The 15,221-nt window shown below is 72.4% G+C and carries 15 protein-coding genes; 12 read left to right on the top strand and 3 right to left on the bottom strand.

What is annotated here, in order from left to right; genetic code table 11:
• The 6 genes from ACFZB9_RS09305 to sbnA form a co-directional block, all read left to right on the top strand.
• The coding region (locus tag ACFZB9_RS09305; RefSeq protein WP_391445169.1) for a phosphopantetheine-binding protein at positions 1 to 239 on the top strand (239 nt) is incomplete at its 5' end.
• 68 nt (positions 240 to 307) lie between these two features.
• Positions 308 to 526: an MbtH family protein gene (locus ACFZB9_RS09300; RefSeq protein ID WP_391445167.1), complete on the top strand. Its 219-nt coding sequence runs from the start codon at positions 308 to 310 to the stop codon at positions 524 to 526.
• Positions 527 to 668: 142 nt separating this feature from the next.
• Positions 669 to 3,194, top strand: coding sequence for an amino acid adenylation domain-containing protein (locus ACFZB9_RS09295; RefSeq protein WP_391445165.1), 2,526 nt, complete (start codon positions 669 to 671; stop codon positions 3,192 to 3,194).
• Positions 3,191 to 4,267: a TauD/TfdA family dioxygenase gene (locus tag ACFZB9_RS09290; protein ID WP_391445163.1), complete on the top strand. Its 1,077-nt coding sequence runs from the start codon at positions 3,191 to 3,193 to the stop codon at positions 4,265 to 4,267. The genes ACFZB9_RS09295 and ACFZB9_RS09290 overlap by 4 nt, the downstream gene beginning before the upstream one ends.
• A 70-nt stretch (positions 4,268 to 4,337) precedes the next feature.
• Positions 4,338 to 5,393: a 2,3-diaminopropionate biosynthesis protein SbnB gene (sbnB, locus tag ACFZB9_RS09285; protein WP_391445160.1), complete on the top strand. Its 1,056-nt coding sequence runs from the start codon at positions 4,338 to 4,340 to the stop codon at positions 5,391 to 5,393.
• 15 nt (positions 5,394 to 5,408) lie between these two features.
• Positions 5,409 to 6,494 (top strand): 2,3-diaminopropionate biosynthesis protein SbnA, encoded by a 1,086-nt coding sequence (sbnA, locus tag ACFZB9_RS09280; RefSeq protein WP_391445158.1) that lies wholly within the window; start codon positions 5,409 to 5,411, stop codon positions 6,492 to 6,494.
• Positions 6,495 to 6,598: 104 nt separating this feature from the next.
• On the opposite strand, the gene ACFZB9_RS09275 is transcribed toward sbnA, so the two are convergent.
• Complete coding sequence (locus ACFZB9_RS09275) at positions 6,599 to 8,134, bottom strand: amino acid adenylation domain-containing protein (protein WP_391445156.1); 1,536 nt, start codon at positions 8,132 to 8,134, stop codon at positions 6,599 to 6,601.
• Between the two features lie 134 nt (positions 8,135 to 8,268).
• Here ACFZB9_RS09275 and ACFZB9_RS09270 point away from each other — a divergent pair, with 134 nt between their 5' ends.
• On the top strand, positions 8,269 to 8,541 hold the full coding sequence (locus ACFZB9_RS09270; protein WP_391445154.1) for an acyl carrier protein: 273 nt from the start codon (positions 8,269 to 8,271) through the stop codon (positions 8,539 to 8,541).
• On the top strand, positions 8,538 to 9,851 hold the full coding sequence (locus ACFZB9_RS09265; protein WP_391445152.1) for a condensation domain-containing protein: 1,314 nt from the start codon (positions 8,538 to 8,540) through the stop codon (positions 9,849 to 9,851). Before ACFZB9_RS09270 ends, ACFZB9_RS09265 begins: the two co-directional genes overlap by 4 nt.
• A gap of 80 nt (positions 9,852 to 9,931) precedes the next feature.
• On the opposite strand, the gene ACFZB9_RS09260 is transcribed toward ACFZB9_RS09265, so the two are convergent.
• Positions 9,932 to 10,738: a hypothetical protein gene (locus tag ACFZB9_RS09260; protein ID WP_391445150.1), complete on the bottom strand. Its 807-nt coding sequence runs from the start codon at positions 10,736 to 10,738 to the stop codon at positions 9,932 to 9,934.
• A 219-nt stretch (positions 10,739 to 10,957) separates the two neighbouring features.
• On the opposite strand from ACFZB9_RS09260, the gene ACFZB9_RS09255 reads away from it, so the two are divergent.
• A complete protein-coding gene (locus tag ACFZB9_RS09255) occupies positions 10,958 to 11,398 on the top strand; it encodes a nuclear transport factor 2 family protein (RefSeq protein ID WP_391445148.1) in 441 nt (146 codons plus the stop codon).
• 67 nt (positions 11,399 to 11,465) lie between these two features.
• Here the strand turns inward: ACFZB9_RS09255 and ACFZB9_RS09250 are convergent, their stop codons facing one another.
• Complete coding sequence (locus ACFZB9_RS09250) at positions 11,466 to 12,236, bottom strand: hypothetical protein (protein WP_391445146.1); 771 nt, start codon at positions 12,234 to 12,236, stop codon at positions 11,466 to 11,468.
• Positions 12,237 to 12,409: 173 nt separating this feature from the next.
• On the opposite strand from ACFZB9_RS09250, the gene bla reads away from it, so the two are divergent.
• From bla to ACFZB9_RS09235, 3 genes are all read left to right on the top strand, one after another.
• Positions 12,410 to 13,333 (top strand): class A beta-lactamase, encoded by a 924-nt coding sequence (bla, locus tag ACFZB9_RS09245; protein ID WP_391445144.1) that lies wholly within the window; start codon positions 12,410 to 12,412, stop codon positions 13,331 to 13,333.
• A 146-nt stretch (positions 13,334 to 13,479) separates the two neighbouring features.
• Positions 13,480 to 14,709 (top strand): FAD-dependent oxidoreductase, encoded by a 1,230-nt coding sequence (locus tag ACFZB9_RS09240; RefSeq protein WP_391445142.1) that lies wholly within the window; start codon positions 13,480 to 13,482, stop codon positions 14,707 to 14,709.
• A gap of 73 nt (positions 14,710 to 14,782) precedes the next feature.
• Positions 14,783 to 15,166, top strand: a complete 384-nt coding sequence (locus ACFZB9_RS09235; protein ID WP_391445140.1) for a VOC family protein — start codon at positions 14,783 to 14,785, stop codon at positions 15,164 to 15,166.
• Positions 15,167 to 15,221: the final 55 nt, after the last annotated feature.

The raw sequence follows: 15,221 nt of genomic DNA, 5'->3' as shown, positions 1-15,221 counted from the left end.
TGGGCGCGGACCGGGTCGGCATCGACGACAGCTTCTTCGACCTCGGCGGCCACTCCCTGCTCGCCACCCGCCTGGTCAGCCGCATCCGCAGCGAGCTGAAGACGGAGCTGGCGATCGCCACGGTCTTCGAGTCGCCGACCGTGGCGGGCCTGGCCGAGCGGCTGGCGGCGGCGCCCAAGGCCGACACCCCGAAGCGACCGGCGCTGCGCCGGATGACGCGGCCGACCAACGGCCGCTGAGGAATTCCGGGGAGCGGCACCCGCCGCTCCCCGGTGGTTGTGCATCACAGAGATCAAGAGGAGCAGTCATGACCAACCCCTTCGAGAACCCCGATGGCACCTACCTCGTGCTGGTCAACGACGAGGGCCAGTACTCGGTGTGGCCGGAGTTCATCGAGGTGCCGGCCGGCTGGACCGTCGCCAAGACCGCGGACACCCGCGACGCCTGCCTGGCCTACGTCGAGGAGAACTGGACGGACATGCGCCCGGCCAGCCTGGTCGAGGCCATGGCGGCGTCGGAGAACTAGGGCGTTTCTCATGATTCCCGCCGCGCGCTGATCCGACGCGAATCATGAGACACGCCCAGGGCGCCTGCGCCCGCATTTCCGGTGGCGCTCCCGGCACGGAGCGCCACCGGCAACCAACCCCTCTGGTGAAGGCACAGGAACGATGGGTACAGCGACAGCCGCCGCCACGCACGGTGGCACCGGGATCGTCTCCGCCATCCCGCGATGGCGCACCGAACCACGGCATGCTCAGATGCCGACGACCGAGTACGAGTGCGGCCTGCCCGCCGCGGCGGTGCTGCGGCTGACCGGGCTCGCCGAGCGGCTGCGGGTGCGGCCCGAGGCGGTGCTGCTGGCGGCGCACGCCAAGGTGCTGGCCGCGCTCTCCGGCGAGCGGGACGTGCTGACCGGCTACGCCGCGCCCGGCGGCGAGGTGCGGCCGTGCGCGCTGCTGGTGGCCGACGGCAGCTGGCAGCAGCTGGTGCTGGCGGCCCATCAGGCGCTCCGCGCCACCGCGGCGGCCCCGGGGGCCGCCCCGGCCTACGAGGTGCTCCTGGACCTCTCCGCCCTCGACGCCCCCGCCGCGGCGCCCGCCCCCGCCGCGGCGCCCGCCGCCGACCTCGGCGCGCCGGTCGTGCTGCGGATCGCCGTCACCCCACAGCCGGACGGCGGCTGGCGCCTGAGCCTGCTCGGCAGCCCGGAGGCGCTCGACCTGCCCCACGCGCGGCGGATCGCCGGCTACCTGCTGACCGCCCTGGAGCTGTTGGCCGCCGACGAGACGGCCGACCAGCACCACCAGCGCCTCCTGTCACCTGCCGAACTCGCCTACCAGATCGACGGGTTGGCCGGCCCGCGGCGCGAGCTCCCGGACCGCCGGATGCACGAGCTGTTCGAGGAGAAGGTGCGTGAGCACCCCGAGCGGATCGCCGCCGTCCATGACGGCACCGAGTGGACGTACGACGGCCTCAACCGCCGGGCCAACCGCATCGCCCACGCGCTGCTGGCCCAGGGCCTGCGGCCCGAGTCCATGGTGGCCGTGGTCACCGAGCGGAACCTGGACTGGCTGGCCGCGACCCTCGGCGTCTTCAAGGCCGGCGGCGTCTACCTCCCGGTGGAGCCGCACTTCCCCGCGCAGCGGATCGCCGCGATGCTCTCCCGCAGCGACTGCCGCTTCGTGCTGACCGAGACCGGCAGCACCGACACCCTCGACCAGGCCCTCGCCACCCTCGACCCGCTGCCGACCTCGCGCATCGCCGACCTGATCGCCCCCGCCACGGGCACCCAGGGGCGCCCGGACACCGACCCCGGCGTCCCGGTCGGCGCTGACCAGCTGGCCTACGTCTACTTCACCTCCGGCTCGACCGGCGAGCCCAAGGGCGCGATGTGCGAGCACGCCGGCCTGCTCAACCACCTGTACGCCAAGATCGAGGCGCTGGAGATCGGCCCCGGCCAGGTGGTCGCCCAGACCGCCCCGCAGTGCTTCGACATCTCGCTCTGGCAGCTGGTCAGCGCCCTGCTGGTGGGCAGCCGCACCCTGATCATCGGTCAGCAGGAGATCCTGGACGTCGAGCGGTATCTCGACACCTTGGTCAAGGGCGACGTCGAGGTCCTCCAGGTGGTGCCCTCCTACCTGGAGGTGCTGCTCACCTGCCTGGACGAGCGGCCGCGCCCGCTGGGCCGGCTGCGCAGCGTCTCGGCCACCGGTGAGGCGCTCAAGCCGGAGCTGGTCGAGCGCTGGTTCGCCGCCTTCCCCGGCATCAAGCTGGTGAACGCCTACGGCCTGACCGAAACCTCGGACGACACCAACCACGAGGTGATGGACCGGGTGCCGGAGCACGGCCGGGTGCCGCTCGGCTCGGCCGTGCGCAACGTGCGGGTCTACGTGGTGGACGAGTTCCTGGAGCCGGTGCCGCTCGGCGCGCCGGGGGAGATCGTCTTCTCCGGGGTCTGCGTGGGCCGCGGTTACATCAACGACCCCGAGCGCACCGCCGCCGCCTTCGGGACCGACCCGCACCGGCCGGGGGAGCGGCTCTACCGCTCCGGCGACATCGGCCGCTGGCTGCCGCAGGGCACGCTGGAGTTCCTGGGCCGGCGCGACGCGCAGACCAAGATCCGCGGCTTCCGGATCGAGATCGGCGAGATCGAGAACCAGCTGCTGCGGGTCCCGGGCGTGCGGGACTGCGCGGTGGTCGTGGTGGAGGGCCCCGACCGGGAGAAGCACCTGGTCGCCTACTACGCCGCGGACGCCCCGCTGGCCACCGCGCAGCTGCGCTCGGCGCTGGCCGAGACGCTGCCCGGCTACATGGTCCCGCAGGTCCACCACCACCGTGAGGTCCTGCCGCTGACCGGCAACGGGAAGATCGACAAGAAGGCGCTGACCCGGGACGCCGCCGAGGCGATCCTCAGCTCCGCGCCCGCCGCAGGGCAGACCCAGGGCGGGGCGCCGGGTACGGACAGCGAGCGGCACCTGGCCGAGCTCTGGGCCCAGGTGCTGAACCTGCCGGTCGAGGAGATCACCCGTCACCACCACTTCTTCGAGACCGGCGGCACCTCGCTGTCGGCGGTGCGCCTGGGCATCGCCGCCGGCGGGCCACTGACGCTGGAGGACATCGTCCGCCACCCGGTCCTGGCCGATCTCGCCTCGGTCCTGGACCAGAAGACGCAGCTGGGGAAGGAACACAGCGCATGACACAGCCGACCGAACCGAACACCGCGGCCGGAGCCGGAGCCGGAGCCGGAGCCGGAGCCGATGAGCTCGACCTGGAACTCGCCCCGGGCCGGCCCGCGATCCTGCGGGTCGGGGCACCGGTGGCCACCGACGCCCTGCCGCACTGGGTCGAGGAGCGCAAGGCGGCGCTGGACGCCGCCCTGCTGTGCCACGGCGCCGTGCTGATCCGCGGCCTCGGGGTGGGCGACGCCCAGGCCCTGGGCCGGCTCAGCGAGCGGTTCCTGGGGGCGGCGATGCCCGAGGCACAGGCCTTCGCCCGCCGCCGCCCGCTCGGCGGACCGGTGCTCTCCTCGCTGGAGTGGCCGGCCGACCAGCCGATGTGCATGCACCACGAGCTGAGCTACGCGCTGGAGTTCCCCCGGCTGCTGGCCGTCGGCTGCTTCAGCCCGCCCGCCGAGGGCGGGGTGACCGGGCTCGCCGACGCCCAGGCGGTGCTCGCCGCGCTGCCCGAGGCGATCGTGGAGCGCTTCACCGCGACCGGCTGGTCGCTGGAGCGCTCCTACAACGACCTGGTCGGCGTCCCCTGGTCGGAGGCGCTGGGCACCGCGGACCGGGCTGCCGCCGAGGAGTACTGCCGGGCGGCCGGCATCGACTTCGGCTGGCGGCCGGACGGCGGGCTGAGCACCAGCCAGCGACGCTCGGCGGTGATCCGGCATCCGCTGACCGGGGAGGAGGTCTGGTTCAACCAGATCGCCTTCCTCAACGAGTGGACCATGGAGCCGGCCGTCCGGGAGTTCCTGGTGGCCCAGTTCGGCGCCGACGGGCTGCCGTTCAACAGCCGCCACGGCGACGGCTCCCCGATCGACGCGGGCACCGTGGAAACCATCAACAGGGTCTACGAGGCCCACACCCTGCGCGAGCCCTGGCAGGTGGGGGACGTCCTGCTGGTCGACAACATCCGCATGGCGCACAGCCGCGAGCCCTTCACGGGGCGGCGCGAGGTGGGCATGGTCCTCGGCGCCCCCGTGCGGCTGGCCGACTGCCACCCCACGCACCAGCCCGCGCCCACGCACCAGCCCGCTCCGGCCTCCTGATGCCCGGTCACCTCCCGTACCCGATCCGAATCCCGTACCGCCCGCTCCGAGAACGGAATCGCGCTTCCTCATGAACCCTCAGATTCCCCCCTTCGCCGTCATCCCCGGCTCCCAGGTGCACCAGGTGCTCACCGGGCAGGAGGAGCAGGTCATCGAGCTGATCGAGGAGGCCTACCGGGTGCACGGCGAGGGCGACACGGTGAACCCGCCCTCGTACTTCCTGCGCTTCCCTGACCGGCCGACCTCGCGCATCATCGCCCTGCCGGCCTCCATCGGCGGCCGCACCCAGGCCGACGGGATCAAGTGGATCTCCAGCTTCCCGGAGAACGTCCAGGCCGGTATCCCGCGCGCCTCCGCGGTCGTCGTGCTCAACGACCGGGAGACCGGCTACCCGATCGCCTGCATGGAGAGCTCGATCATCAGTGCCGCGCGCACCGCCGCCTCCGCGGCGCTGGCCGCCGATGTGCTGACCCGCGAGCGTGGCCGCCCGCGGCGCATCGGCTTCTTCGGCGTCGGGTTCATCGCCCGCTACATCCACACCTATCTGCGGGGCGCGGGCTGGTCGTTCGACGAGGTGGGGGTGCACGACCTCAGCCTCGAACACGCGAACGGCTTCCGCTCCTACCTGGAGCGCTCCGGTGCCGAGGGCCAGGTCACGGTGCACGAGAGCGCCGAGGACCTGATCCGCACCAGCGACCTGGTGGTCTTCGCGACGGTCGCCGGCGCCCCGCACGTCAGCGAGGTCGACTGGTTCTCGCACAACCCGGTCGTGCTGCACGTCTCGCTGCGCGACCTGGCACCGGAGATCATCCTCAAGTCGGCCAACGTGGTCGACGACATCGAGCACTGCCTGAAGGCGGACACCTCCCCGCACCTGGCCGAACAGGCCGTTCAGCACCGGGACTTCATCGACGGGACGCTCTACGACGTGCTGACCGGACGGCTGAGCCTGCCGACCGACCGCCCGGTGGTCTTCTCGCCGTTCGGGCTCGGTGTGCTCGACCTCGCGGTGAGCAAGCACGTCTACGAGACGGTGCGCGAGCGCGGCGAACTCGCCGTCATCGACGACTTCTTCCACGAGGTCAGCCGCTACGGGGACGACAAGGCGAGTGGTCAGCATGCGTAAGCCGGGGTGGGTACCGTGCCGATAATCACCGCTCCACAGGACTTCAACGTCGAAGACCTGTACGTGGACCTCGGACCGGTCCTCGGCACCGGACTCCACCTCAAGTGCGAGGGCTTCAACTTCGCGGGATCCATCAAGTTGAAGGCGGCCGCCGCGATGGTGGCGCAGGCCGAGGAGTCCGGTCTGCTCACCGAGCGGTCCATCCTGGTGGAGTCCTCGTCCGGCAACCTGGGGGTGGCGCTGAGCATGATCGCCGCCGAGAGGGGCTACCGGTTCCTGTGCGTCACCGACAGCCGGTGCAACCTCAACACCCGGCGGCTGATGGAGTCGATGGGCGCCGAGGTGCGCTCCGTCAACCAGCCCGACGGCGAGGGCGGCTACCTCGCCGCCCGGCTGCGGTACGTGCGGGAGCTGTGCGCCGCCGACCCCCGCTACGTCTGGCTGAACCAGCACGGCAACCCGCACAACTGGATGGCCCACCACCGGACCACCGCGCCGGCGATCGCCCGGCAGTTCCCCGAACTCGACGTGCTGTTCGTCGGCGCCGGCACCACGGGCACGCTGATGGGCTGTGCGCGCTACTTCCGCGAGCGCCAGCGCCCGGTGACCGTGGTGGCGGTGGACACCGTGGGTTCGGTGACCTTCGGCGGCCCGCCGCAGCCGCGGATGATCCCGGGGCTCGGCGCGGGCGTGCGCCCGCCGCTGTTGGACCGCTCCTACGTCGACGACGTGGTGATGGTGCCGGAGGCCGAGACGGTGCGGGTCTGCCGCCGGCTGGCCGCGGCGGGCTTCCTCTTCGGCGGCTCCACCGGCACGGTGATCGCCGGGGCGCAGCGCTGGCTGGCCGCGCACCGGGCTGCCGCGGAGCGCGGCGGTGCGGACCGTGGCGGCGCCGGCCGTGGTGGTGCGCCGCTGACCGCCGTGGCGATCTCGCCCGACCTCGGTGAGCGTTACCTGGACACGATCTACCAGGACTCCTGGGTCCGGGACGTGTACGGCGAGGCGGGGTTCGGCGAGACGGGGTTCGACGGGCACGGGGCGGCCGGTGCCGATCGGACCCCGGCCGCGCAGGACTCCGTGCTGCCGGCCGCCGCGCGATGACACGGCGCCGCCGGCTCCGGCCGCGCGATGACACGGCGCCGCCGCTCCGGGCTGTGGTGGCCCTGCTTCCCGCAGGGCCGCCACACCCCGGAGCGGCGCTCGGCTCAGGGGGCGTCGACCAGGGCCGCCGCCTGCTCGTGCTCGGTGGCCCTGGCCGTCAGCAGCCGCCGGTCGACCTTCCCGTTGGTGTTGCGCGGCAGCGAGGCCAGCCGGTGGACGGTGTCGATGATCGAGTGCTTGGGCAACTGCTGGGCGCTGTGCCGCTTGAGATCGATGAGGGAGGGATCATGGCCCGGAGCGGGAACGACATACGCCACGATGTGGGCGTCGATCCCCGTGCCGACCACCACCGCGGCGGCGTCGGCGACCCCGTCGTGGCTCTGCAGCACCGCCTCGATCTCGCTGAGCTCGATGCGGTTGCCGCGCACCTTCACCATCGCGTCGCGGCGGCCGACGAACTGCAGGTTCCCGTCCTGAAGGACGAGGACGATGTCGCCGGTGGGGTAGCTGCGGTCGACCACCGGCGGGCGCCCCCAGTACCCGAGCATCACACTCGGTCCGGTCACGACCAGTTCGCCCTCCTCGCCGGGCTGGGCCGGCGAGGAGTCCGGGCGGATCACGGTGACGGTGTTGCCACAGGCGGCGGTGCCGATCGGCACCGGCAGGATGCGGTCGGCCGCGATCGCATCGACCGTGTAGCCGGTGCTGATAATGGTTTCGGCGGGCCCGTAGAGATTCACGAAGCGAACGTGCGGAAGATGTGCGTGGAGTTCCCGCAGCGGACCGATCGGGAACACCTCGCCGGCGAAAATCAGGATGCGCAGCGACGGTACCTCGGACGCCAGCAGGTCACCGTGCCGCATCATCAGCATCAGCGCCGCCGGAACCGAATACCAGACGGTGATCTCGTGCTCCAGAAGGAACTCGACCAGACCCTTCGGGGAATACGAGGTCTGCTGCGGCACGATATGCACGGAAGCGCCGACGGTGAACGGCACGTAAATGTCGTTCACCGAGAGGTCGAAATGAAATGGTGCGTGATTCGAGTACCGGTCGCCGGGCTGCGCCTGCTGCATTTCGGCGGCCCATGAGATGAAGGCCCAGGCACTGCTGTGGCTGTGGCACACGCCCTTGGGCTCACCGGTGGAACCGGAGGTGTAGAGGATGAAGGCCAGATCCTCCTCACCGACGGTGACCTCGGGCGCCCGGCGATCGGCGGCAAGCGTCCGCCCGGCCGGCAGCCGCTGCCAGTCGGTGCCGTCCGGCCAGGCGCTCAGCGTCGGGGTGTCGGTGCCGAACTCGCTCAGCGCAGAACGCCGTTCGGGAAGTGTCAGCAGGGCGGCGGGCGTGAAGTCGGCCACCAGCTTGGCTATCCGGCGCGGGGGAGCCTGCGGGTCGAGTGGAACGTAGGCAGCGCCCAGGCGCAGCACCGCCTGCATGGCCGCGACGGCCCCCACCGACTTGTCGAGCCAGATACCGACGCGGTCGCCGGCGCGGACCCCGAGGCCGGTCAGTTCGAGTGCGAGCTCATCGGCCCATACATCCAATTGCGCATACGTCGCCTCACCGTCCGGACCGACCACCGCGACGGCGTCCGGTGTGCGTCGGGCAGAATCCCGGACGAGCTGGTGCAGGATCACGGGTCAGGGTCTCCCTGTCTCTTGTCCCCCGTTGCCCGAAAAGAGCAGATCGATCTTGACAGGCCGAAGGCGGAACCGTAGCATGAAATATCGTCGGATGGTGGGGAATACTTGATGGGGTACCGAGGATATAAATGAAGGATATCGAGACGTTCGACGCTGTCAAGGGGTTTATCGAGGAGGCCGTCCTGAAAGGCCAGGGGGAGGTGGAAGCCGACACCCCGCTGCTCGAATGGGGAATTCTCGACTCGCTCTCGGTGGCCCGGCTGGGCAGCTTTATCGAGAAGCGCTTCGACGTGGTAGTACCCGGCGGCAGTGCCATCGGGGAGAAGTTCCACAGCCTGGACAGCGTCTGTGCGTTCATCGCCGAGCTCCGGACCGGCGGATCCGCCGAGGCCCTCGGATGACCGGCCGACTGGCGCTCTCCTCGGCCCAGACCGCGGTCTGGGTGGCCCAGCAGCTCGACCCGGACGACCGGTCCTTCAACATCGCGGAGTACTGCGACATCCAGGGCCCGGTGGACCCGGCCCTCTTCGAGGCGGCGCTGCGCGAGGTGGTGGCCGCCACCCCGACCCTGCGGGCCCGCTTCGACCTCGGTGACGAGGGCCTGTGCCAGTACATCGACGACACCGTCGACGTGCCGATGCACTACCTGGACGTCAGCGGCGAGGCCGACCCGCCCGCCGCCGCCGAACGCTGGATCCGGCAGGACCTGGCCAGGGAGTACCACCTCGCCAAGGGCCCGCTCTTCGGCTGGGCGCTCTTCAAGCTCGCCGACGAGCGCTACTGGTGGTACCGGGCCGCCCATCACATCGTCGTGGACGGCTTCGGCTTCTCGCTGATCGCCTCTCATGTCGCCGACGTCTACAGCGCCTTGGCCACCGGCCGCCCGCGCCGGCGCCGACCGCCGGGCACCCTGGAGCAGGTCATCGCGGCGGACACCGCCTACCAGAACTCCCCGGCGTACGAACAGGACCGCCGGTTCTGGCTGGACCGGCTCGCGGGCCGGCGCGAGGTGGCGAGCTTCACCGACTGGCGCCCGCCGCGCGCCCGTGCCGCCATCCGCGAGAGCGGCCGCCTCGCCCCCGAGGCCCTCGCCGAACTGCGTGCGGTGGCCCGCCGGTTGGAGGTGACCTGGCCCGAGGTCGTGATCGCGGTGGTCGCGGTGCAGCTGTACCGCGCCACCGGCATCCGCGACCTGGTGGTCGGCCTGCCGGTGACCGCCCGGACCGAACCGCTGCTGCGCCAGGTGCCGACGATGCTCACCAATGTGGTGCCGCTGCCGCTCGTGCTCGGTCCGGAGTCCGACGTCGCCGCCGTGGTGGCGCAGACCTCGCAGCGCCTGGCCGAGGCCCTGGAGCACCAGCGCTACCCGCAGGAGCACCTGGTCCGGGAGGTGCCGGGACTGCCCAAGGGGCGGCGGCAGTTCGGGCCCGACCTCAACATCATGTCCTTCAACTACCGCGGGGACTACGCGGGCCACCCGTCCACCGGGCACTCCCTGCGCCCCGGGCCGGTGGACGACCTGTCGGTCAACATCTACGACCGGCTCGGCGGCCAGGGCCTGGAGATCTGCTTCGACGGCAACGCCGAGCTCTACCGCCCGGAGCAACTGGCCGGGCGGGTGGGCGACCTGGTGGCCCTGCTGGGCTCGGTCACCGAACTGCTGGACGGCGGCCCCCTCGGGCCCGCCGCCGGACAGGCACTGACTGACTGAACGCGCAGGGGCCTACCCGCCGGAGAGCTTGTCGGACAAGCCCTGGAGCCGGCGGGTAGGCACAGCCTGCGGCCCGGTGGTCAGCGGGGCAGGGCCTGGTACAGCCCACGGCCCGTGCGCTGCGCGCGGGAGCCCTTCACCAGGCGCTCCAGCGCGGTGCGGATCGCGTTGACGCTGCCGGGGGTGGACTCGCGGCCCAGCCCCTGGGCGACGTCACCGGCCCGCACGGGCTCCCCGGCCTGGGCCAGGAACTCCAGGATGCCGTCGGTGAGTCCGGGAGCGCGCTTCTTCGCCGCCTCGGCCGGCGCGGGGGCCGCACCCTTGCGCGGCTTCGCCGCACGCCGCGCCCGGCTCGGGGCCTCGACCGCCGCCGGCGCCGCGGCCGCCTCGGGAGCGACCTCCGCCGCCGCCTCCGGGGCGGCTTCCTTCGGAGCCTCCTCTGTGGCCTCCTTCACGGCCGCCTTCGCCGGGGTCGAAGTCTTGGCCGGGGCCGACGCCTTCGCCGGGGAAGTCCTGCGCGTGCGACCCGTCTTCGTGGTGGCCGCCCGACGTGTGGTCTTCGGCGCGGCCTTCGCCGGCGCCTCGCCCGTGGCCTCGGCCGCTGCCGGCTCCGGCGTCTGGGTCGTGGCGGGCACCTCGACCGCGATCGTCTCCGTGGCGGGCGTCTTCTGCGCCGGCACGGTGGCCGCCTGCTGCGCGGCGGGGGCGGGCGCGGGGGCGAGCGACTGCAGGCTGCTGAGGGCGCTGCGCACCGCGCCGAGGCGGTCCGTCACCTCCGCCAACTGACTTTCCAGCGTGCCCTGTTGCTCCTCCAGACGGGGGAGCTCGGACTGCAGCAGCGTGATGGTCGACGCGACGCTGCTGTGAGTGTCGAACGTGGTAGCCACGAATTCCTCGCTTATTCCGGATGTCGGCAGTGCTCGTGATGGTTCTCCATGAGCCGTACGGTGCATTTGCCTTCTTTCCATCCCCGGTAAACGTGAATGCGTATGAAGTCTGCGCGGCACCACCGGCTCGGGCGGCTTTGCCGACTGGCCTTGACGTCGGCGTCACGGTCTAACGTGCGGTGGCCGGATCAGTTACGAGAGTCGTGAGGAGCAACCCTGATGGGCGAGTTGACCGTGTCGGATGTGCGAAACCAGATGCCTGCGGATGAGCGGGAGGTGCTCGGGGCGGACGCCCGATTCTTCGAAGCACTGCTCGCCGCCGATGCCGTGGTGTTGGACGGATTGCTCGACGACCGCTTCGTCCTCGTCGATGTCATGGCCGGTTCAGTGATTCCGAAGGCCGAGCTGGTCTCCCATGTCGGAGCGCGGACCGTGGTGTTCGAGACGATCGAGCGGACCGTCGAACGGGCGGAGGACCAGCCGGTCGTGCGCCTCTTCGGCCCGACGGCATTGGTGACCGGCCGCACCCGGATGACGGGCCGGGTCGGCGAAGTCGAGTTCACCGCTGCCAGCCGGTACACCCATGTCTTCGTCGCCGACCCGGCGCCACACGAGGCGCGCTGGCGGCTGGTCAATGCCCAGGGCACCAAGCTGGATTGATGCCCTGGGCCTTGACCTGCCGCGGTCAGCCCGCTGCCCGCTGCCCGCTGCCGGCGGCCGGCCGCCGTCAGGCCGTCGCCAGCAGCCAGGTGGTGAGCAGCCCGAGTCCGGCTGCCGTCCCCGGCGCGTAGAGTCCCACCAGGACATCGACGCAGGCACGGCCCACGCGCCGGCTCCTGGAGCGGGTCGCCAGGCCCAGCAGTACGGCCGCGTGGTGGGAAACCCGCGCGGTAGCCGTCCCGCCGTCCCGCACCGTCCCGCTGGCCTGCACTGTCTCGCCGTCCCGCACTGTCTCGCCGGCCTGCGCTGTCGCGTCGTCCTGCGGCCGCAGCAGGGCGGCGACGCGTTCGAGGACCTGCTTCTCGTCCACCCGCAGCGAGACCCCCCGGGCATCGGTGAGCCACAGCTCGTCCCACCCCCGCCTGCCGGGCATCCGGGAACGGCGCACCCGCACCAGCGCGGTGAGGTCGACCGTCCGCACGCCCGTCAGCGTGCGGGCGGTGACATAGCGCAGGTCGGGGCCGTGACCGACGCAGCGGCCGGTGCTGTGCCAGCGTTCGAGCACGCACGCGGCGACCAGACCGGTGATCGTGCCGATGAGCTGCTCACCCTCGTGGACGGTGCCGCAGCGTTCCAGCACGGCGGGAACGCCGATGCCCGCCGCCGTGGCCGCGCCCAGGAGCGCGTAGCCGATCCGGTCGTGCCGAAGGCTGGTCCCGGCCGGCACGCCGTCCGGTCCCGCCTTGGCCAGCAGCCGTGCCTCGCGCCGACTCGGCGGCGCGGCGACCGCGACCGCCCGCCCGGGCTGTGGTTTCTTCCGCCGCTTCTTGCCTGCCATGCCATCCCCCTCGTGCCTGACCTGCACCGTAGTCCTGTGCCGCCGCACTCCGGTGGGCGGGGTCCGGCCGACCACGCCCACCTGCCGCCGACTGATCCTTTCGAGGGCGAACCGTGGGTACGGTCGGTTGCGTCCTGCTCCTCGAAGTCCGTCGACCCAGCAGAAGGAGACCCATGAACAACGCAGGCTTCGCCGCCCGTCCCAGCCGCCGCGCCATGCTGACCCTCGGTGCCGGGGCGGCGCTCGCCGCCACCGTGGCCGGCGGCGGATCGGCAGCCGCGGCAACGCCGGGCGGTTCCGACATCCACCAGGCGCTGGCCGACCTGGAGCGTGAACACGACGCCCGGCTCGGGGTGTTCGCCTGCAACACGGTGACGGGCCGTCGCGTGCGCTACCGCGCGGGCGAGCTCTTCGCGACCTGCTCGGCGATCAAGACGGTCACCGTGTCCGCCATCCTGCGGGACCTCGACCGCGACGGCGGCTACCTCGCCAAGCGCATCCACTACACCCAGCAGGACATCACGCGCTCGGGCTACGCGCCGGTCACCGGCACCCCCGAGCACCTGGCGAACGGCATGACCGTCGCGGAGCTGTGCGCGGCCGCGATCGACTACAGCGACAACACCGCGGCCAACCTCCTCATGCGCGAACTCGGTGGCCCGCAGGCGGTCACCGCCTTCTGCCGCTCGATCGGGGACGGCACGACCCGGCTCGACCGGTGGGAGCCCGAACTCAACTCCGCCGAGCCCGGCCGGGTCACCGACACCACGACCCCGCACGCGATCGGCCGGACCTACGCCGAGCTCGTCCTCGGCGACGTGCTCACGCCGCCGCACCGCGAGCAGCTGACCAGCTGGCTGCTGGGCAACACCACCAGCGGCGCACGCTTCCGCGCCGGACTGCCCAAGGACTGGACCCTCGGGGACAAGACCGGCACCGGCGACTACGGCACCACCAACGACGTCGGCATCGCCTGGACCCCGGCGGGGGAGGCGGTGGTGCTCGCGGTCCTGTCCACCAAGCACGACCCGAAGGCCCCGGCGGACGAACCGCTGCTCGCCAGGACCGCCGCGCTGCTGGCACCCGCCCTCGGCTGACCCGCCCCCACCCGCTCGCCTGTCACCGCCACACCCGTCGGCCCGCCCCGGCACCCGCAGCCCCCTGCTGGCGGACCCTCTAAGGTCGAGGCGGGACGTCGTCGGCGATCGCCGGTGCGGCGGTGACAGGGCTGGAGGGCCGGACGTTGACGGAGATCATGGTCATCGGTGGGGGCGTCGCCGGAGCGGCGGTCGCCCTGGGCCTGCACAAGGCGGGCTTCGACGTCACCGTGTACGAGGCGCACCCGGACACCGGGGCCGACATCGGTGCCTTCCTGACCCTGGCGAGCAACGGCATGCGGGCGCTCGCCCAGCTCGACGCGGCCGCGCCGATCGCCGAACTCGGCTTCCCGCTCACCGAGATGAGCGTGCTGGACGCGACGGGCCGGGAACTCGCCGCGATGCCGCTGGGCGAGGCCGACCACCCCCTCACCCGCTACCGCTGCCTGCGCCGCGCCGAGTTCGGCGCGGCGCTCCAGCGCGAGGTCGCCCGCCGCGGCATCCCGATCCGGCACGGAGCGCGGCTGACCGGCCTCCGGGAGGGCGCCGACAAGGTCACCGCGACCTTCGCCGACGGCAGCTCGGCCGGCGCCGAACTGGTCGTCGGAGCCGACGGGTTGAACTCGACCGTGCGTTCCTGCCTCGACCCGGACCAGCCCCGCCCCCAGTACGCGGGCCAGCGCGTCTTCTACGGCTACACCACCGACTACACCACCGACCACCCCACCGACGCCGCCGCACCCCCGCCCGGCGAGGCCTCGCACCGGATCACCATGCTCCGCGGCAGCGGCACCGCCTTCGGCTACGCCTGCTCGCCGGCCGGGGAGACCTTCTGGTTCGCCCGGGTTCCCGGCCCACCGGCCACCACCGAGGAGTTGACCCGCACCACGCCCGCCCAGTGGCGCGAGCACCTGCTGCCGCTGCTGCGCCCCGACCGCACGCCCGCCGCGGACATCGTGGCGGCCACGGCCGAGCGGCTGATGGTGACCAACGCCCAGCACCTGCGGCCGGGCGGCCGCTGGCAGCGCGGCCGCACCATCCTGATCGGCGATGCCGCCCACGCGGCCTCCCCGGCCACCGGCCAGGGCGCGTCGATGGCGCTGGAGGACGCCGTGGTCCTCGCCAAGGCGCTGCGCGAGGCGGGCCCGCGCCCCGAGGCGCTCGCCCACTACGAACAGCTCCGCAGGCCCCGCGCGGAGCAGAACATCGCCACCAGCGCCCAGCTCACCGCGAGCCGCACCAACACGCCGCCGCCGGCCGGCCCCGCCACCCGCGCGCCCCGCGACTCCGCCCGTCCCGCCCCGCGCGTGGACGAGGAGCTGCTGCGCCTGCTGGACTGGGACACCCCGCTGCCCACGCCCGGCCGGCAGGCCTGACACCGGCACCCCCCTGACCGCCCGTCCGAAACGCGGGCGACGACTCCCGGGCCGTCCACCTACACTGACGGCCATGGCATGCCGCATCACTGAGTTGGTCATTGACGTTGTCGACGCCGAGCGGCTCGCCGCGTTCTGGAGCCAGGTCCTCGGCTACGTCGAACTCGGCCGGGAGGACGACGGGAGCATCGAGATCGGGCCGCCCGACACCGGCTTCGGCGGCCCGCAGCTCACCCTCGTCCTCAGCCCCACCAGCGACCCGCGACCCGAAAAGCTCCGGCTGCACATCGACGTCAACGCCACCGACCGCGACCAGGACGCCGAACTGGAGCGGCTCCTCGCTCTCGGCGCCAGGCCCGTCGACGTCGGTCCGGGCGGCGAGGAGAGCCGGCACGTCCTGGCCGACCCGGAAGGCAACGAATTCTGCCTCCGGCACACCCGGGTTCAGCCGGTCTGACCACGTGTGTCCTGGCGCCCAGGGCCTGTGACCAGTTCGGAGCGCCGCCGGCAGC

Source organism: Kitasatospora sp. NPDC008050, from assembly GCF_042957465.1.
GTDB lineage: Bacteria > Actinomycetota > Actinomycetes > Streptomycetales > Streptomycetaceae > Kitasatospora.
This window is presented reverse-complemented; position numbering and strand designations above follow the sequence as displayed.

What these genes read in the sequence shown, in the direction of transcription:
- ACFZB9_RS09255 (WP_391445148.1), top strand. Translation starts at nt 10,958, where the DNA reads ATGGGCGAGTTGACCGTGTCGGATGTGCGAAACCAGATGCCTGCGGAT.
- ACFZB9_RS09290 (WP_391445163.1), top strand. Translation starts at nt 3,191, where the DNA reads ATGACACAGCCGACCGAACCGAACACCGCGGCCGGAGCCGGAGCCGGA.
- ACFZB9_RS09235 (WP_391445140.1), top strand. Translation starts at nt 14,783, where the DNA reads ATGGCATGCCGCATCACTGAGTTGGTCATTGACGTTGTCGACGCCGAG.
- bla (WP_391445144.1), top strand. Translation starts at nt 12,410, where the DNA reads ATGAACAACGCAGGCTTCGCCGCCCGTCCCAGCCGCCGCGCCATGCTG.
- ACFZB9_RS09295 (WP_391445165.1), top strand. Translation starts at nt 669, where the DNA reads ATGGGTACAGCGACAGCCGCCGCCACGCACGGTGGCACCGGGATCGTC.
- ACFZB9_RS09300 (WP_391445167.1), top strand. Translation starts at nt 308, where the DNA reads ATGACCAACCCCTTCGAGAACCCCGATGGCACCTACCTCGTGCTGGTC.
- ACFZB9_RS09265 (WP_391445152.1), top strand. Translation starts at nt 8,538, where the DNA reads ATGACCGGCCGACTGGCGCTCTCCTCGGCCCAGACCGCGGTCTGGGTG.
- ACFZB9_RS09250 (WP_391445146.1), bottom strand. Translation starts at nt 12,236, where the DNA reads ATGGCAGGCAAGAAGCGGCGGAAGAAACCACAGCCCGGGCGGGCGGTC.
- ACFZB9_RS09270 (WP_391445154.1), top strand. Translation starts at nt 8,269, where the DNA reads ATGAAGGATATCGAGACGTTCGACGCTGTCAAGGGGTTTATCGAGGAG.
- sbnB (WP_391445160.1), top strand. Translation starts at nt 4,338, where the DNA reads ATGAACCCTCAGATTCCCCCCTTCGCCGTCATCCCCGGCTCCCAGGTG.